This is a genomic window from Arcicella rosea (genome assembly GCF_014204325.1).
Classification (GTDB): Bacteria; Bacteroidota; Bacteroidia; order Cytophagales; family Spirosomataceae; genus Arcicella; species Arcicella rosea_A.
The window spans coordinates 42,988-61,382 of the sequence record NZ_JACHKT010000032.1 but is presented as its reverse complement, the minus strand read 5'-3'; the positions used below and the strand labels follow the sequence as shown (position 1 = coordinate 61,382).

20 protein-coding genes are annotated in these 18,395 nt (G+C 35.0%); 10 read left to right on the top strand and 10 right to left on the bottom strand.

Annotated features, from left to right (window positions below; translation table 11 throughout):
* Positions 1-106: 106 nt before the first annotated feature.
* The 3 genes from HNP25_RS17700 to HNP25_RS17690 are packed head-to-tail and all read right to left on the bottom strand — an operon-like array spanning position 107 to position 2,618.
* Entirely contained in the window at positions 107-1,411 is a 1,305-nt protein-coding gene (locus HNP25_RS17700; RefSeq protein ID WP_184136348.1) for a hypothetical protein, read from the bottom strand.
* A gap of 26 nt (positions 1,412-1,437) precedes the next feature.
* Positions 1,438-2,013 carry a FlxA-like family protein gene (locus HNP25_RS17695; protein ID WP_184136347.1) on the bottom strand — a complete coding sequence of 192 codons (576 nt, stop codon included), beginning with the start codon at positions 2,011-2,013 and terminating at the stop codon, positions 1,438-1,440.
* Positions 2,014-2,054: 41 nt separating this feature from the next.
* On the bottom strand, positions 2,055-2,618 hold the full coding sequence (locus HNP25_RS17690; RefSeq protein ID WP_229202905.1) for an RNA polymerase sigma factor: 564 nt from the start codon (positions 2,616-2,618) through the stop codon (positions 2,055-2,057).
* A gap of 238 nt (positions 2,619-2,856) precedes the next feature.
* Between HNP25_RS17690 and parS the strand changes: the two genes are divergently transcribed.
* Genes parS through HNP25_RS17675 form a run of 3 tightly spaced genes read left to right on the top strand, consistent with a single transcriptional unit; the run spans position 2,857 to position 4,272 of the window.
* Complete coding sequence (parS, locus tag HNP25_RS17685) at positions 2,857-3,306, top strand: type II RES/Xre toxin-antitoxin system antitoxin (RefSeq protein ID WP_184136345.1); 450 nt, start codon at positions 2,857-2,859, stop codon at positions 3,304-3,306.
* Between the two features lie 2 nt (positions 3,307-3,308).
* Positions 3,309-3,776, top strand: a complete 468-nt coding sequence (locus HNP25_RS17680) for an RES family NAD+ phosphorylase (protein WP_184136343.1) — start codon at positions 3,309-3,311, stop codon at positions 3,774-3,776.
* Positions 3,763-4,272 carry a cupin domain-containing protein gene (locus tag HNP25_RS17675; RefSeq protein WP_184136341.1) on the top strand — a complete coding sequence of 170 codons (510 nt, stop codon included), beginning with the start codon at positions 3,763-3,765 and terminating at the stop codon, positions 4,270-4,272. Before HNP25_RS17680 ends, HNP25_RS17675 begins: the two co-directional genes overlap by 14 nt.
* 20 nt (positions 4,273-4,292) lie before the next feature.
* On the opposite strand, the gene HNP25_RS17670 is transcribed toward HNP25_RS17675, so the two are convergent.
* Complete coding sequence (locus tag HNP25_RS17670) at positions 4,293-4,877, bottom strand: DUF4136 domain-containing protein (protein ID WP_184136339.1); 585 nt, start codon at positions 4,875-4,877, stop codon at positions 4,293-4,295.
* Positions 4,878-5,145: 268 nt separating this feature from the next.
* On the opposite strand from HNP25_RS17670, the gene HNP25_RS17665 reads away from it, so the two are divergent.
* Positions 5,146-5,841 carry a DsbA family oxidoreductase gene (locus HNP25_RS17665; protein ID WP_184136337.1) on the top strand — a complete coding sequence of 232 codons (696 nt, stop codon included), beginning with the start codon at positions 5,146-5,148 and terminating at the stop codon, positions 5,839-5,841.
* Between the two features lie 82 nt (positions 5,842-5,923).
* Here the strand turns inward: HNP25_RS17665 and HNP25_RS17660 are convergent, their stop codons facing one another.
* The 5 genes from HNP25_RS17660 to HNP25_RS17640 form a co-directional block, all read right to left on the bottom strand.
* Positions 5,924-6,628, bottom strand: coding sequence for a 2-phosphosulfolactate phosphatase (locus tag HNP25_RS17660; protein ID WP_184136335.1), 705 nt, complete (start codon positions 6,626-6,628; stop codon positions 5,924-5,926).
* 27 nt (positions 6,629-6,655) lie between these two features.
* The gene (gene gcvT, locus HNP25_RS17655) at positions 6,656-7,753 is read right to left on the bottom strand and encodes a glycine cleavage system aminomethyltransferase GcvT (protein WP_184136333.1); all 1,098 of its coding nucleotides are present in this window, start codon (positions 7,751-7,753) and stop codon (positions 6,656-6,658) included.
* 204 nt (positions 7,754-7,957) lie between these two features.
* Entirely contained in the window at positions 7,958-8,971 is a 1,014-nt protein-coding gene (locus HNP25_RS17650; RefSeq protein WP_310587179.1) for a M28 family peptidase, read from the bottom strand.
* Between the two features lie 32 nt (positions 8,972-9,003).
* Positions 9,004-10,893, bottom strand: a complete 1,890-nt coding sequence (gene mutL / locus HNP25_RS17645) for a DNA mismatch repair endonuclease MutL (RefSeq protein WP_184136331.1) — start codon at positions 10,891-10,893, stop codon at positions 9,004-9,006.
* Between the two features lie 99 nt (positions 10,894-10,992).
* Positions 10,993-12,372 (bottom strand): MptA/MptB family glycosyltransferase, encoded by a 1,380-nt coding sequence (locus HNP25_RS17640; protein ID WP_184136329.1) that lies wholly within the window; start codon positions 12,370-12,372, stop codon positions 10,993-10,995.
* Between the two features lie 121 nt (positions 12,373-12,493).
* Here HNP25_RS17640 and HNP25_RS17635 point away from each other — a divergent pair, with 121 nt between their 5' ends.
* The 6 genes from HNP25_RS17635 (at position 12,494) to lptB (ending at position 17,680) form a co-directional block, all read left to right on the top strand.
* Positions 12,494-13,084, top strand: coding sequence for a NifU family protein (locus tag HNP25_RS17635; RefSeq protein ID WP_221432500.1), 591 nt, complete (start codon positions 12,494-12,496; stop codon positions 13,082-13,084).
* Positions 13,085-13,173: 89 nt separating this feature from the next.
* Complete coding sequence (recJ, locus tag HNP25_RS17630; protein ID WP_184136327.1) at positions 13,174-14,898, top strand: single-stranded-DNA-specific exonuclease RecJ; 1,725 nt, start codon at positions 13,174-13,176, stop codon at positions 14,896-14,898.
* A 70-nt stretch (positions 14,899-14,968) separates the two neighbouring features.
* Positions 14,969-16,276, top strand: a complete 1,308-nt coding sequence (locus HNP25_RS17625) for an AAA family ATPase (RefSeq protein ID WP_184136326.1) — start codon at positions 14,969-14,971, stop codon at positions 16,274-16,276.
* A complete protein-coding gene (locus tag HNP25_RS17620) occupies positions 16,273-16,713 on the top strand; it encodes a hypothetical protein (RefSeq protein ID WP_184136324.1) in 441 nt (146 codons plus the stop codon). The genes HNP25_RS17625 and HNP25_RS17620 overlap by 4 nt, the downstream gene beginning before the upstream one ends.
* Positions 16,710-16,952, top strand: coding sequence for a hypothetical protein (locus HNP25_RS17615; RefSeq protein ID WP_184136322.1), 243 nt, complete (start codon positions 16,710-16,712; stop codon positions 16,950-16,952). The genes HNP25_RS17620 and HNP25_RS17615 overlap by 4 nt, the downstream gene beginning before the upstream one ends.
* The gene (gene lptB, locus HNP25_RS17610) at positions 16,949-17,680 is read left to right on the top strand and encodes an LPS export ABC transporter ATP-binding protein (RefSeq protein WP_184136320.1); all 732 of its coding nucleotides are present in this window, start codon (positions 16,949-16,951) and stop codon (positions 17,678-17,680) included. The genes HNP25_RS17615 and lptB overlap by 4 nt, the downstream gene beginning before the upstream one ends.
* Before the next feature lie 12 nt (positions 17,681-17,692).
* On the opposite strand, the gene recO is transcribed toward lptB, so the two are convergent.
* Entirely contained in the window at positions 17,693-18,394 is a 702-nt protein-coding gene (recO, locus tag HNP25_RS17605; RefSeq protein ID WP_184136318.1) for a DNA repair protein RecO, read from the bottom strand.
* Position 18,395: the final 1 nt, after the last annotated feature.

The window sequence follows — 18,395 nt, the reverse complement described above, 5'->3', positions numbered from 1 at the left end:
CAAGTAAATCACCTCAAATAAAATGAAAAATCCACCCAGAATATGAGTGGATTTTATTATGAATGAATATTGAAAAACAATTTTCAAGGAAAGCCGTTTTATATTTTTACTTTTCAGTGAATTTTACTCCAGCATAATTAGTCTTAATCGTAATTTTAGTAGCTGAACCTTTCCCAATTTTCCCTTTATACACTTTGGTTGTCGGAAAGTTTATCTTACGGTCTTCATCTTCTTTATCATCAGGGTTCACCGTTAAAGTACATTTATTTTCTGGATACCTAAAGTTGGCATAGGTAGTCGTTACTTCAAAATCAGCGTTACAATCGCCCGTTACAGGTAATTTTACGGCTGTATAATTAGAACGAATATCTAAGGTTTTCAAAGTTTTGGATAATTCTGCCAATTGAACTCCATCTGAATAACTGATAGACAGTTTTCCTGTTTGGTTAATCTTACCGATTTTTCCACTAGAGTACTGAATTGTTCCATCTAAATGATTGATGTCATCCAGAATCATCGAACCATAATTATTGATAAGTTTTAAGTTATCCGCTTTTTCAATATTTAGTTTTGAATAAGCAATGTGCAAATCACCATCGTCCATTTGTTTAATATTACCAGAACCATATTGTACGAAGATGTCCTTACCTCCACCTGTCAATCTATCAGAAACAAAGCTACCGTAATTAGAGGTAATTTTTAATGGTGCTGAAAACTGGGGAATGATTGTTTTCCCATATTTATTTGCGACCGTCAAAGAATTAGATTTTGGCATAAAAATCATGTAGTTAATTTCTACACCACGTTTTTCCATCGCTTTCTTACCGCTACTCCAGTTAAAACTATTGGTTAAGCTATTTGCCCAGCTCCAATTACCATTTCCGTTACTTTTTTCATCAGTATCAATCATTGTTTTAAAAGCTATTTTATCGCCTTCTTTTCTTTCAATGATTTCTACATTATCAATCAGCATTTGTGCCTCAGCGTCAGATTTACCGTAACCAATGATTGTAATATCTACTTTGATTTCGTTTTTATTCCAAAGTTCTACTTTTACTTCACCGTGTTGATTATTGATGTTTAAAAAGTTTTTGGCATCCACTGGAAACGATTTACTGATTACTTTTTTCTTTTCTACAGTGGCTGTTTCCTGAATGATAGCTTCGCCATAAGCATAATTTGGGTTGGCTGGCGTTGCTGGTAAAGTTTGATGCTCGATATTTCTTAGTGTTGTGGCTACACCATTAATTGTTCGAACAGCAATATTTCTCGTTACGGCAATACTTGCCCTTAAATGATTTTCAAATGCTTTACTTTCTGTTGAATCACTTATGTGTACTCTTACTTCTTGTGCTAAAGTGCCATTAATAACTAGAACACTTAATGCTAATATATTCAATAACTTTTTCATGACATGCTTCGATTAAACTGTTTACCTCAAATGCTTCTTGTCGGATTGTTCTGATAATCTTTAATTTTCTGAATAATCGACAATTGCCTATTTAAAATATCTAACTGTACTTGTAAATTCTGAATCATGGCTTTAACTAACTCTTCCTGATTGGGCGTTTGGGGCAATTCGGCTTTCAGGTTTTGATAGTCTTTATTCAGGTTCTCGATTTCTTTGGCAAATTCTTTATACAATACTGGGTCTTCTGTTTCAATTTGCCTGATTTCTTCACGTTTTGTTTCAATTAAACTTGCATACTGAACCATTTTATCACCATATTCGGGGCTTACGGTAGCAATAATTTTGTCCGTATTTTGTGATTTGAAACCAAGATTATACACAAAGAAACAACCAATGAGCAAAGCAAGACTTGCTGCCATTACCCAATATTTTTGTTTGAAAACGATGATATTTTTCTTTTCTACAAAGGATGTTTCTCCTGGAAAGGTATCTAAATTCCCCAAGCCTTTATCTATTCTATCCCACAAACCAGCGGGTACTTCAAATTGATCAAAGTTTTCTCGGTTATCACGAATGAATCTTTCTATTTTTGTCTTTTTCATAACGCTTTAAGCCTCCTCTCAATAAAAAAGAGAATAGGACTTTATTGTTTTAAAATTTCCAACAATCGCTTTTTGGCTCTGATGTATTGTGTTCGAGAAGTAGATTCTGCCACACCCAAAATCTCAGCGATTTCTTCGTGATCATAACCTTCTAATAAATACAAACAAAGTACTGTTCTAAAACCATCTGGTAACTGTTGAATGGCATTTTGTACTCTCTGAATATTAAGTTCTATTCCTTCCTCATCATAAGCTGCTTCGTCTGGAACTTCGCCTGCTTCTTCAATATCAATTAATTGTACTTTCCTATTGCGTAAATGATTTAACGCTCGATTAATGACAATCTGTTTCAACCAAGCACCAAAAGTACTTGTTTGTCTGAAATCATGGATTTTCTGAAAAGCATCCAAAAAAGCATCTTGCAGGACGTCCTCTGCTTCGCCAACATGATTTACAATTCGGACAGCAACATTAAACATAGCCTTTGAATAAAGCCTATAAATCTCATATTGAGCCTTGCGTTCGCCCCTACGGCAAGCCTCTACGAGCGGTAAATGTTTGTCTATGTAATGTGTTTGTTCCAGTGCTAAAGGTTGAGGGTTCATCGTGTTCAAACTTCTTAACTTTCAAGTTAAAAAGTTTTCATCTATTAGACAACCAATAACTTAAATTCAAACTAATGACACAGACCTATTTACGAATGTTGCATTTTGTTAAAAATTCTTAAAATATTTAATAAAAATATTGTTTGAAATATTACTCAAAATATCATTCCATAACAATATTTTTGCATTAACGACAATTGTCGTTATATTTACGACATATTTACAAGATAAGGTTTAGATGAAAACACAAAATATATTACCCATCCCAACTTTAATTGTATTGTTGGGTGGTCAAACAATCATCAACCGAGAAATCAGACATGATTTTGATTTGATAGAAATTGCCAAAGAAGGCTTACCTAAACAAGCTTTAGATAGTTTGGCAAAACAAATTGCGTTTTCTAACAAAGAAATGGCAGAAGTATTAAATATTTCTGAAAGAACGATTCAACGCTATCGAGACGACCAACGTTTAGATAAAGATGCTTCTGCAAAATTGATTCGCTTGGCAAAATTGTATGAATTAGGACAAGAAACTTTTGGAAGCCTTGAACGCTTTAACGGCTGGATGCACTCTCGTGTCCCTGCTTTGGGTGGAAAACGTCCTACGGAACTACTGGACACTTCTTTGGGCTATGAAATCATTGAAAGAGAATTAATTTATATTGAACACGGATTATTCTCTTAAAAATGGACGTTTTTAGAATCAGTAAATTTAAACGAGCAAGAGATTTATCGGGCTTTGGGGCAAGCTTAAAAGGGCAGCGTTGGAATAGGAGAGGAACATCTTTACTTTACACGGCTTCGCATCGTTCGCTGGCTTTATTAGAAGTATTAGTCCATATCGGAGAATATTACCCAGAAGACGATTATGCCATTATTACTTTAGATATTCCAGAACATCAAGTTACAATTTTGGATTCTTCTATTTTACCAAAAGACTGGGCGAAAATATTTGATGCGGGCGTGTTAGCTTCTTTTACCGACCATTGGCTAAAAAAAGAGCAATCTATCGCTTTTGAAGTACCTTCAGCGATTGTTCCTCAAGAAACTAATTATTTGATTAATCCATTGCATCCAGATTTTCAGGATGTAAAGATTAAAAATATAGAAAAATTCACTTTTGACGAAAGATTTTTTAAAGATGTCATCGACTAAAACTGCCAAATTTTGGATAGAAAACTATCAAATGAATATTCATCCTGAAGGTGGCTACTTTGTGGAAACCTATCGTGCGAGTGAAAGTATTGCCCAAGCGGCATTACCTCCACGTTTTAAAGGTGAAAGAGTATTTTCAACAAGCATTTATTTTTTGCTGGAAAGCCATCATATTTCAGCATTACATCGTATTGCCTCTGATGAAATATGGCATTTTTATGCTGGTTCTGCTTTAAACATTTACGTTTTGGATGATGATGGCACTTTAGAAATTATTCGTCTAGGTAATAATCCTTATTGTGGGGAGGTTTTCCAAGCAGTGGTTTCTGCTGGAAAATGGTTTGGTTCAAAACCTGTCGAAGAAAATGCTTATTCCTTAGTAGGCTGTACTGTTGCTCCTGGTTTCGACTTTAATGATTTTGAAATGAAAGATAGAAAAGCATTGCTACAAATGTTTCCCCAACATGAGGATATTGTAACAATGCTTACTTATTAAGAATTTTATCAGACTGTCCATTACTTCAATGCGATTGTTTGTGCAGAAACAGGTTTCCCAGCGATGTAATCTTTGGCAAAAATTCTGTAATTATCAAAAATCTGACGAGTAGCGACTCTCAAGGCTTTCTCGTCAATACTATGTGTTTCTGGTGCCGCAATGCCAGCAGCATATCCCATCCAAATTGGACGATTACTATCGTTTTCGACAAATTGTAAAAGAAGTGTGCCTTTTCTGAGTTTTACTCTTCTTAGTTCTTCATTCATACTTTCTTTTCCTAGTCCTCTGAAGGAACGTTGTAACACTGAAAGATTCACATCTGTAGGGAAAAGTGCATAGAAAACAATTAAATTGGGGCGTTCTTTAGAATCTTCATAGCCTCTTAATTTCATTTGATTCCCAATTTCATCAATCACAGCTTGAAATTTGTAGGTGGTATCAATCATGGTAAACTGTTTTTCAACGGTTGTGAAAGATTGATAATTGGGTTTAAATACTTCATCTTCGATTTCACGATGACAAGCAGAACCAATTTGAAAACTGTTACGATTACAAGACGCTAAAGCAAGGAGTGCAACCACTGCAAAAAGATAGATTTTTTTCATAACGTAAAAATTAATTTAAAACTTGAAACTTATAACTATTTGATTTTTAGTTGATTTACTTAATCTAAAATCGAAATTGAATTTTCAAACGCAAAAAGCGGTTCTAATAATGAATACGTAAAAATTTGGGAATAGTCTCTCTCGTGGTGTGTTAATCTGTATATAAAATAGATTTTAAAGCAAATTGTTTAACTATCTTATAATATGACCGATAGCTTTCTATTTATCAGTCATTGATACTTTAGCAAGGTATTATAATTTTAAAAAAATGAATACAAAACCAATTATTCGTGTAGATGTTGTTTCGGACATTGTTTGTCCTTGGTGTTATATCGGTAAACGCAGGTTAGAAAAAGCTATTCAAGATACACAAAGTTCTTGTAATCTGCAAGTTATCTATCATCCTTTTCAACTAGACCCAACTGTTCCCAAAGAAGGAATACCCTTCAGTGAACACATGGAAGGTCGTTTTGGTGCTAATTATGCTCAAAAATTTCGTCAAGTTGAGCAAGCAGCTGAATCAGAGGATCTAGATTTTGACTTTGAAAATCTCCCAAAAGCCATTAATACTTTTGCTTTCCATAGAATACTTATGATTTCTTTGCAAGAAGGGATTCAAGTTGAAGTAAAAGAAGCTTTGATGAAAGCCTATTTTATCGACAGAGTTGATTTAACAGACGAAAACGTTGTAGCAGAAGTGATGAGTCAATTTGGTTGGGCTGCTGAAAAAACAGTTGGCATTCTACAGTCAGATGAAGCTTCTGATGAAGTAAAAGAAGAAATGCACTATTTCCGCCAACAAGGTATTTCGGGCGTACCTTTCTTTATTTTTGATAAAAAATATGCTGTTTCTGGTGCACAACCTTCAGAAGTATTTAAAGAAATCTTTGAAAAATTAGCCCAAGAAAAACAAGTACAGGCAATTTCTGGAGATATGTGTGATGTAGATGGAGAGAATTGTTAGATAAATTTATTTTATTTTTAGAGGGATTATTCAAGTCCCTCTAAAAATAAAAGTTTTGCAATCCACGAGTTGGAAACTCGTGCTACATTTTTACTAAAGTATTCCCACGCATGACGGGTAAAACATCGTATAAATCTTGCTGTAAACAATAAGCGATGTCTTTTTGAATGCCTAAACGTTGTAATCTTTTTACGTGAGAAGAAGATGCCACAAACGATAATAAATCATTTTTTGCTAATTCGTATTGACGCAAAGCCATCAAAGCAGAATCATCTTCTACCATAAATTCTTCTTGCAAGCGTTCTACTAAAGCTCCCGCAAAAAGCGTATCTTCTAAATTCGGTTTACCTTTCCAGCCCGCACACAATACCAAAATATCGTATTGTTGGTCTTTTAGATAACTAGCCAAAGCACCTAAATTCAAGAAAGCCCCAACCATTACTTTTACAGCTGATTTTGATTTGGTAATCGCTAAAGTTCCGTTTGTTGTTGTCACACAAATAGTTGCACCATTTACTTTCTCGACCATATAACTGAAAGGAGAGTTGTCGAAATCAAAACCTTCTGGGGTTTTTCCGTCACGCTCTGCTGCTGCTAAGTAACCTTTTTGCTGATAACTTACACATTCTTCAATTGTTGATACTGGAATGATTGCTTCTACTCCATTGGCAAAAGCGGTTGTCATACAAGAAGTAGCTCTAAAAATATCTACAACAACAACAATCGAATTCTCGATATTATATAAATGTAATAATTCGGGACTGATACAAACATCTATTTTTTGCATAATTTCAAAAAAATCTAATTCACATTTTTACTTCAAAAAAGGCATTTTAGTCACAACTGCCTTCAAATATTTATTACGGATATTGATATATACTTCCGAACCTACTTTGGTGTATTCTTTAGTGATATAACCCATTCCAATACCTTTGCTAAGCGTAGGCGACTGTGTTCCAGAAGTTACTTCGCCAATGATATTACCAGCTGCATCCATAATTTCATAATGTTGACGAGGGATACCTCTATCAATCATTTCAAAACCTACTAATTTACGAGTTGGACCATTTTCTTTAATTTTTTGATGGAATTCTGAATTGATAAACTCTTTGTTGAATTTAGTAATCCATCCTAAACCTGCTTCAATTGGTGAAGTGCTATCATCAATATCGTTTCCATACAAACAATAGCCCATTTCTGTACGCAAAGTATCTCTTGCTCCTAAACCAACAGGCATGATATTAAATTCGGCTCCTGCTTCGAAAATTGCTTTCCACATCGCTTCGGCATCTTTATTCCAAACATATACTTCAAAGCCACCTGCACCTGTATAACCAGTTGAAGAAATCAAAACATCACCAATACCAGCTATCGTTCCCGATTTGAAAGAATAATACTCCATTGAATCCAAATCTAAATCCGTTAGCTTTTTCAGCGTATCAATCGCTTTAGGGCCTTGAACCGCAAAAAGACTTAACCCTTCAGAAATGTTTTCCATTTCTACACCGAATGTATTATTCTGCTGTAACCAGTTCCAATCTTTTTCAATATTCGAAGCATTTACTACCAAATAATACTCGTTTTCGTTCCAACGATATACCAAAAGGTCATCTACAATTCCACCTTTATCGTTTGGTAAACAAGAATACTGCACTTTACCATCAACCAAAACCGAAACATCATTAGAAGTAACATATTGCAAAAACTCAGTAGCACGTTCGCCTTTTACTACAAACTCACCCATGTGCGACACATCAAAAACACCTACGCCAGTACGAACACCAATGTGTTCTTGAATAAGATTTGTATATAAAACTGGCATTGAATAGCCTGCAAAAGGTACCATTTTTGCCCCAAGTGCCACATGAACATCATTAAGATGTACTAATTTTAAAGCTTCTGTTTGTTCCATTTGATTTGATTATCTTAGCAATTGATGAACCGAAAAAATTAACTATTAAATTTGAAAACATCATTAAAGAAGAAATTAATCTTTAGATGATTTTTAAAATTTTCACAAAAGTAACAAAAAAAAGCGGCAGGCTATAAGATAGAAGCTTTAGACAATTACTCTTTGAAGCATATTGCCTAAAGCTCAGGGCTTATAGCCTATCGCTTATTCTTGATACAAAACTGTCAAAACGGTTTGTCCTACCGCTTTTAAAGTATTTTTGTCGATAACCGACATATTGTCTTGATGCGTATGATGATATGCCCCAAAAGTTTTTGGGTCGTTGGGTCTTAATTCAATAATATCAATCATTTGAATTTTCGCTACATCGTTTACAGGAACGTGATCATCAACCAAACCTCCGCCATCTGCATCTATGAATAAATTAGAATAACCTAATCTACTAGCAATATCCCAAACATTTCTCACAATCATCGGTGCATATTGCATTGAAGTACCTTCATGTGGAAAAACTGCTCCTTTGGCACCAACCATATCTAAATTGATTCCATAATAAGCCGTGTAGTTTTCTTTGTGTTTATGACTTGCCCAATATTGCGAACCTAAACACCAAGAATTTTGTCCATGCTCTCCTTTAAAATCTTCTGGTTCGCCTACATCTTCTACATCAAAGAAAATAATGTCAACGCCAACATTTGGTTTTGTTTTCGCTTGTTGAATACTTCTGGCTAATTCTAACAATACTCCAACACCACTTCCTCCATCATTTGCAGCGTCAATTGCTCTATTTTTATCCACAGAATCTTTGTCTGCTACCGAACGTGCATCCCAATGAGCCGTTAATAAAATTCTTTTCGTAGCCGTTGGATTGATAGAACCAATGATATTTGTTGCATTCAACTTCTTTCCATCAAAAGTAGTTGCTACAAAATCTTGTGTACTTACTTCACAGCCCAACTGTTTTAGTTTTTCGACCAACCAAATTGCACATTCTTTGTGTGCTTTGGTATTGGGAACTCTTGGTCCAAAACTTACTTGTTTTTCAACAAAGCTATACGCTGAATCGGCATTGAAATCTGGCGTGGGATTGAGTGTGACTTCTTCTTGAGGAACACTTTCTTGTGAGCTAGTCGTTTGGCAAGATTTAAAGTAAACTGCCACACCTGAAAAAACAAAAATTGCTAACAGGAGTAGCGCTATTCGATTCGTTTTCATCATTGATTTTTATAATACTCTTTTAATATTGTTGATTATCGCAAGAATAAACTTGCCATATCTGATAAAGAAACAATCTTCATCGTTATTTCGCCACTTGGCGTATAGCTTGGATTTGAAGAAGCGAAAAGCTGTTCTACCAAAGTATTCATTTCTAAAACCGTTAAAGCATGATTTCCATAACGCCCTGCTGAACGTTTTGCCATAGCACGAGCTAGGTTTTCAGCTTTATCCAAATGTAATTCTGATTCATTTTGTTTGAATTGCTCCAAAATTCCCTCTAACATTTGTTGCTCATTTTCTTCTGGAGAATCAGCAGGAATGCCATTTACCATGAAAGAATCATGTTCTACAACACTCAACACAAAGCCAAGATTTCGGATTTCATCTTGAATTTCTAGTAATAAATGAAAATCTGCTGTCGTTAGTTTTACTTTTGTCGGGAATAATAACTGTTGAGAGGCACCACCATTTTTGCGTAAATTCTGCGAGAATTTCTCATACAAAATTCTTTCATAAGCCGCACGTTGGTCAATCAAAAGCATTCCCGATTTTACTTGAGAAATAATGTAGCGATTATGAATTTGAAAAGTAGAAGCCTCTGAATCTTGCGAGGCTCTTTGCGGACGATCACTTCCAATATCATTCGCTTTGCTTTTTAGCAAGAACGAAGTACTTTCTGTGGTATCGCCAAAATCCACTTTCGTTTGTTCTACTTCAGGTTCTTTTCTTTCAAAATCATCAAGCTGACGATTCAAACCTTCATATAATTTATTCCAATTAGTCAGATTTGTTTTTTCTCTAAAAGGTGTTTCAGTCGTTCTTGCAAAAGCACTTACAGCCGTTTCTTTTTTTTGTTCAAAAGGAGAACCGTTGAATTGAAAAATATTATTAGCAAAATTCACATCTGTTTCAAAATCCAAAGAAGGCATCAAATTATGCTGACTCATGGATTTCCGAACCGCCGCTTGCACGATGGCATAAACCGTTCGTTCGTCATCAAACTTAATTTCAGTTTTGGTTGGATGAACGTTTATATCAATATGAATTGGGTCGATTTCAATAAAAAGTACGTAAAACGGATGCGAACCTTCTGGAATTAATCCTTCAAAAGAACTCATCACAGCGTGATTCAAATAGCTATTTTTGATAAAACGATTATTGGCAAAAAAGAACTGTTCACCACGAGTTTTTTTGGCGTACTCTGGTTTACCAACATAACCACGAACACTTACGAAAGAGGTTTCTTCTTCGCAAGAAGCTAATTGTTCTCGATAACCTTTCCCGAATAAATCTACAATTCTTCGACTCAATTTACCCGCAGGCAAATTATATACTTCGGTATCGTTATGATGTAAAGAGAATGAAATTTCAGGATTAGATAAAGCTACTCTTTGAAATTCGTCGATGATATGACGCATTTCAACAGGATTCGACTTTAGGAAATTTCTACGGGCTGGTACATTAAAAAACAGGTTTTTAACCTGAATACTTGTGCCTTCTGGCGTAGCAATGGCTTCTTGTGCTTTTAATTCCGAAGCTTCTATTTTTATTAAAACACCCAATTCGTCGGTTGCTCTGCGAGTACGCATTTCTACTTGTGCTACTGCGGCAATAGATGCCATCGCTTCGCCCCGAAAACCCATCGTTCTGATTTTGAAGAGGTCGTCGGAAGTACGAATTTTGGAAGTAGCATGACGCTCAAAACACATTCTCGCATCGGTTTCGGACATACCCAAACCGTTATCAATGACTTGAATTAAGGTTTTTCCTGCTTCTCTGACGATTAATTGAATGTTTGTTGACTGGGCGTCAATGGAATTTTCCAAAAGCTCTTTCACCACAGAAGCTGGTCGTTGTACGACTTCGCCGGCGGCAATCTGGTTCGCAATGGAATCAGGGAGCAGTTGGATGATATCTAACATTTTCTGAAAACGTATTTTAGGTTAGCTTTTTTTGACAGTGGAGTTCTCCGAATTGTCCCTCTAAGTTCGTGATAAAAGCAGGGAATGCCAACAAAAAATCTACTTTTGGTGTGGATAAATCGCTAAACGGCTTATTTTCAGCTCATAAAGTATTGTGCCAATTACGACTGAATATTCGATAACAATCAGATAAAGTGACTCATTAACAGGCACTTGTCGATAAGCAAAGTAAGAAATCATCACCATTCCAGACCATACAATTCCGAAACGATAAGGAGTAAGTAAGGATAATGTAAAAACCGAAACGATGTACCAAGGATGTACTGTTGTAGCGAAAAAATAATACGTCGTTACAATCAATAATGCTGTTACATAGAAAGTTTCAAGCATTTTTCCTGTCATTTCTTCTCCTTCATTTTTCAGTAAAGTATTGATATTATCTTTCCTCCACCAAAATTTTCCCCAAGATAAATTCAGGATAATAGACAAAGCCGAAAGCCCCAAGATTCCACCAACCCACCAAACAACATCGAAACCAAGTATCAAAAAACCGATTTCCCTAATGATGTAATATACACAGGCATTGAACTGAAAGCTTTGAAAGTAAAGGTCGATACTTGAAAAGAAATTACTGATTATTGCTCCGTCAAAAAAGGGAAGCCAAAGTAGCACAAATAAAAAAGCCGAAAGAAAAGATAAGCAGATTCCATTTTTAAAGCCAATCTTTTTGATGATTAAAGGTAAAAAAATCAACGGTATTAATTTGGTGGCGACCGATAAAGTAAAACATATCACTCCCCAAATTTTATCTCGTCCCGAAACTTGTATTTTACCATGAACAAAAAAATAAATGGCCGATAAAAACCAGAAAATCATCACTCCTTCAAAATGTAAATTACCAGTCAGTTCGATGATAATTAATGGGTTGAAAGCATAAAGTAGTACACTATCTTTTTTCAGTTGATACAGTAAAAACATTACTCCAACATCTGCCAATACGATGATTACTCTTAGCAAAACGATATTTCCCAACAAGTTTTCTGGAAAAAACCATGAAGCAAGTCCAAAAATAAACTGGTTGAAAGGTGGATAAACCGTGTAATAATTTGGCGAGTTTAAATAAGAAAAAAGAGGATTTTCTGGAAATTCGTTGGGTAAATATAAATATGGATTTTTTCCTGCAACAATTAATCGTCCATCCCAGATAAATCGGTAAAAATCATCAGATAAATTCGGAGTTACGAATAATAGCAGCAATCTTAAAACCACCGCAATGCCCAATAAGTACTTTATGTTGAAGTACTTTGACAAACTTTTTACGATTAAAAAATATAAACCAAAAAGTAAAGCGATAATACTAATAAAAATATTGAAATGGGTTCTTGGTAAGTAATATAATATCCAAACATAACCAATTGCTGACAAAACAATTGATATAGGAAGTACCCAAATACTATTTTTTTGAAGGTATTCTGACATTTATACGTTTCTGAAAACTAATTTTGTGTTTTAAATGTTTCCTGAATGCTTGCTAATTTTATAGTCAATTCAGTGCATTTTTAAAATTTGACCCAATCCAGATACAAATTAAATAGAACTCATGTTAAAACAGCAGATATTAATTTACACAGAATCAACGCCAAACCCAAACTCAATGAAGTTTGTCTTGAACTTTGTGTTAGCTCCTGAAGGTTTATCGTTCGACTACGCTATGCCATCAGATGCAGTAGTAGAAGGCAAAAATTCACCTTTGGCAGTTGCTTTATTCGGCTTTGATTTTGTCAAACGAGTATTCATTTCATCAAATTTTGTAACCGTTACCAAAGACGAAGACACAAAATGGGAAGATGAACTATTTGGTTTGAAACAATTTTTGAAAGGTTTCTTTGAAGAGAAAAAAGAAGTATTCACGAAAGCAACAATTGCTGCCAACGATGTAATAGGAGGTGAGCAAGATTCTGAAACAGTTGTGAAAATCAAAGCAGTTTTAGAACAGTACGTTCGTCCAGCTGTAGAATCAGACGGAGGAGCAATCAATTTTCACTCTTTCAATGAAGGAACGGTGAAAGTATTGTTACAAGGTTCATGTTCAGGTTGTCCGTCTTCAACGATGACGTTGAAACAAGGGATTGAAAACCTTTTAACTCGTATGGTTCCAGAAGTAAAAGAAGTAGTAGCAGAAGGTGTTTAAAACCATGCTTTAAGCTTAATTTTTCTTAAATTATATAGATTAGACCTGCAAGGCTTCCGAAACCTTGCAGGTCTTTGTATTTTTGCCTTATGACAGAAAAACGTTGGATTTATAAACCCATTCCTTCCACAGAAAAAATAAAACAAGTCGCTGAAGCAATTAATGTTTCAACGGAAATAGCAACGCTCTTAACTCAGCGTGATATTAATACTTTTGAAGAAGCCAAAGCATTTTTTCGCCCAGATTTAGCTCATCTGCACGACCCATTCTTGATGAAAGACATGGACAAAGCAGTAGAACGCCTAACGAAAGCCATTTCGTCGGGCGAAAAAGTGATGATTTATGGCGACTACGATGTGGACGGAACTACTTCGGTTGCAACGTTTTACGGTTTCTTGAAAAATGTCGTTTATCAAAATTCAGCAAGCTGTCCTTTAGAATTTTATATTCCCGACCGCTATGCCGAAGGTTATGGCGTTTCGCAAGCTGGTGTGGAAAAAGCGGCTAATGAAGGATTTGGATTGATAGTGAGCTTAGACTGCGGAATTAAATCCAAAGAAAAAATTACTTGGGCAAAAGAACATGGCGTTGACTTTATCGTATGCGACCATCACCGTCCTGACGATAACGACCTTCCACCAGCCGTAGCAATACTTGACCCCAAAAGGTCTGATTGTGTATATCCCTACAAAGAATTAACAGGTTGTGGCGTTGGTTTTAAATTATTACAAGCGTATTGCCAAACGCAGGGAATTTCTCAAGAATTATTAATGCCTTACTTAGATTTAGTCGTTACTTCTATTTCTTGCGATATTGTGCCGATTACGGGCGAAAATAGAATTATGGCTTTTTATGGTTTGCAACAATTGAACTCCAATCCAAGAACGGGATTGAAAGCTTTGATGCAATCGGCAAGTTTGGCAGGTAAAATGGATATTACGAAAGTTGTTTTTGGCTTAGGACCAAGAATCAATGCCGCAGGAAGAATCAAACACGCTTATGATGCCGTTAACTTATTATTGACCGACAACGAAGAAGAAGCCACAGATTTTGCCAATATTATTACCAAACATAATAACGACAGAAAAAACTTTGACAGTAATATCACCGCCGAAGCTTTGAGTATCATTGAAGAAGACGAATTGCTGAAATCTGCCAAAAGTACAGTACTTTTTAAAAATGATTGGCACAAAGGAGTAATCGGAATTGTAGCGAGTAGATGTATCGAAAAGTATCATCGCCCAACGATTATTCTGACAGAATCGCATGGACATGCTGCGGGTTCGGCTCGTTCAGTACCGGGTTTTGATGTGTATGATGCCATTGAGGAGTGTTCAGAACATTTGATACAATTTGGCGGACATACTTTTGCGGCAGGTTTAACGTTGGAAATCGCTGAGATAGAAAATTTTAGACGTAAATTTGAAGAGGTCGTTAATCGAAAAATCTTGCCCGAACAATTGTCGCCCAAGATTGACATAGATTTGAAATTGCCTTTGGTAGAAATTTCAGACAAATTTCATAGAATCATGTCGCAGATGTCGCCATTTGGTCCACAAAATATGACGCCAGTTTTTGTTTCGGAAAATGTTTACTTGCATGGCAAAGCATTGAAGATGAAAGAAAAGCATTTAAAAATCAATGTTTTTCAAGAAGATTCACCCGCTTATACTTGTGTAGGTTTCGGGATGGTAGAAGACTATTTTGAGCAACTACAAGAAGGCAAACCCTTTTCAATATGCTATACCATAGAAATCAACGAATGGCAAGGAAGAAAATCATTTCAGTTGATGTTGAAGGATATTAAGGTTTAGGGATTTTAGTGGCTGGTAGGGATACCAGCCATGTATAAAATAGAGATTAGGAATTAATACTGTTCAGAAAATGAAGCAAAAGATAATCATCAAAAACTTTGGTCCAATTGAAGATGTCGAGATGGAAATCAACGACTTTGCTATTTTTATTGGACCACAAGCAAGTGGAAAAAGTACTATTGCCAAAACTGTATTTTTCTTTTTGTCATTGCGAGATGATTTGATGAAATATTTAAGGAATGCTTTTGACGATAATAATTTTGATACTCCGATTACTTCACTTAACAAGATTGTTAGAAATAAACTTACCGATTATTTTGGCTCGGTTCATCAAACCAATTCAAATTTTACTTTAGCGTTTTTTTATAGCGAAAATGTTTCTTTAAGTATATCCCTAGACTATGAAGATGATTTTGTTAAGGTGGTGTTTAGTGATTATTTTGAAAAGAGTCTAAATGAGGAAATTGATTTTCTTAGTATCAGAGCTAACCAATACCACAAATTTGATAATAAATTTTTGACATCAAGTGAGTTAAATGATATAGATGAGCAACGAAGTAATTACATTAAAAAGGTAAAAAGTTCCCTCAACGACCTCTTAGGTTTTAGTTTTGAGAAAGACTTACTTTTCATTCCTGCTGGACGAAGTGCATTTTCCGCACTTTCAGAAAAAGTCCAAGAGATTTCGTCGCAACAATTTGATTTTTTGACTAAAGATTTTCTAAAACGGATAGATAATGCCAAAAATATCTTTAGCTCATATTCTTCAAATTTTGAAGATGAATATAATAACAATGAAGAAATATTTATACTCGCTCAAAAACTCGCAAGTGACATATTGATTGGAGAGTATTTCTATGATAACAATGAAGGTGATAAAATCAGAATCAATAATAAACACTATATCAGACTTCTTCTTGCTTCGTCTGGTCAACAAGAAGCGATTTGGATTGTTCAAATGATACTCCTATTTATTGATATTCCACAAAACCTATTTATTGTAATAGAAGAGCCAGAAGCTCATTTATTTCCAGAAGCACAAAAAAATATGATTGATTTAATTGCTTTATTAGCCAATCAAAATGGCAATCAAGTATTTATCACTACTCATTCACCCTATTTATTGACTTCGATAAACAATTTGATTTATGCTTACCAAGTCGGAGAAAAACATCCTGAAAAAGTATCTGAGATTATTGACAAACAACTTTGGCTAAGTCCAGAAAAAATAAAATCCTATTTTGTGGGAGGAAAAGACAACAAAGGGCGTATTCGTGACATCATTGATGAGGAATTAAAAATTATTAGAGTAGAAGAAATAGACACCGCTTCCAGAATTAATAATGATAAATTTGACCAACTTTTTGATTTAACATGAGACTAACTACCAACCTATCAGAACAATGTGTTGAATTTAATGACACTCGTAGAATAGCAGTATTCAAGGATGACAAAGAGAGTCGGGAATTTATCGTCAATAATCTTAGAAATAAATCTTTAAAGAAATACAGGGTTGATAATTGCTTGATTAGTGAAGGAGAAAAGTGTGATTATCTCTTGGTTGTTGAAGATGAAAAGCTTTATTTCATTGAATTAAAAGGCTCAGATTTAATAAAAGCCGTCAGTCAAATCAACACTTCACTTGATAAGCTTTTATCTTCATTCAGTCATAATGCTGTAAATGGTATAATTGTACTTTCAAAAGTGAATACTCCAGATTTGCGTGACACACGTTTAATAAAACTTAGTAAACGGCTAAAAGAACTTAATGGAACTCTGGTGTATGGAAGTAAAAAAATGGAAGAACAGCTATGAAAAACCTTTTTTCAAAAGAAATAATTTATGAAGATAGCATAATAGATTGTATCTGTGAAGCTTATGATTTGGTCATAACAGACTGCTTGAAAGACGATAACGAAATAACGATTGCTTTGGACGAAGAAGGCGACCCAGTGTGGGTATTTAGTTTAGTAGAAGGAAATTATTTAACATTTGACAGAACTTTTCGGCTTGTTTGGCAAGACGACGAGCTGTTGAGTACTATTGAATTATGATTTTAAGAACAGAAAATTTAGTTAAAAAGTACGGGCAGCGTCTCGTAAATGATAACGTTAGTTACCAAGTAGCACAAGGTGAAATTGTGGGGCTTTTAGGGCCAAATGGTGCTGGGAAAACCACTTCCTTTTACATGGCTACAGGCTTGGTAAAGCCGAATTCTGGCAAAGTATTTTTGGATGATACCGAAATAACGGACTTGCCCATGTACAAACGTGCCAGATTGGGAATTGGTTACTTGGCTCAGGAGGCTTCGGTTTTTAGAAGTCTTTCGGTAGAGGAAAATATTTTAGCCGTTTTGGAAATGACTAAGCTTTCTAAACAAGAACAACGTGAAAAAACTGAATCGCTTTTAGAAGAGTTTTCGTTGACACACGTTCGTAAAAACTTAGGTCAAGTACTTTCTGGTGGGGAGCGTCGTCGTACTGAAATTGCTCGTGCTTTGGCGGTTGACCCAAAATTTATTTTGTTGGATGAGCCTTTCGCTGGGGTTGACCCCATTGCGGTAGAAGAAATTCAAGGAATTGTAGCCAAATTAAAGTATAGAAATATCGGAATTTTAATTACCGACCACAATGTGGACGAAACACTTTCAATCACTGACCGTGCTTATTTACTTTTTGAAGGTAAAATTCTGAAAGCTGGTACACCACAAGAATTGGCTGATGATGAACAAGTAAGACGCTTGTACTTGGGTAAACATTTTGAATTGAAGCGGAAGATTTAAACGAAAGTGTTTTCACCTCATCACTTCCTTCAAAACCGTTAAAGATTTTATTTCTCCTAAAGTATCTACATGAAGTCGGTAGAATAAAATGATGGATTCTAATAATTGATTACGGCTATTTCTATCAATTTTGGGAGATTGATGATATGGTGTATTCAATAAAACATCTAATTGGTTTTCTAATGGCAAGCTAAGTACTGGCAAATTATGAATCCTTAATTCATTTGAAATTTCGTGTGCATTTTCGGGAGAAAAACCCAAATAAGTACCCAATTGCAATAAGAACTGTAAATGGAAATTCTCAAAATGTTCTTTTACTTCATCCAACCAAATAATTGAATTGTGCAGAAATTCAAATAGAAGATGATTCCCAGTTTCTTCTTTGAGTGATTTCCCTAAGATTTCTGTGATAAAAAGGGCAATCGAAGATTTATAAATATCATAAGGTAAAGTATGAAACGGATTATTGCACTTTATTTCGGCAATGCGATGTATTTGCTTATTTGCTCCTGCATTTTTCCCTTTTTGATAAATCACTAAATCCAATAAAGTAAGTGGTTGAAACAAGGCTATTTTATTCTTTGATTTCGCACTTCTTACACCATTTTCAATGTAGGCTTGTATCCCAAATTCTTCGGTATAAATATTCACAATTACCGACGTTTCTCGGTAACGAATATAATTTATCACGATGCCTCTGGTTTTATTTAACATA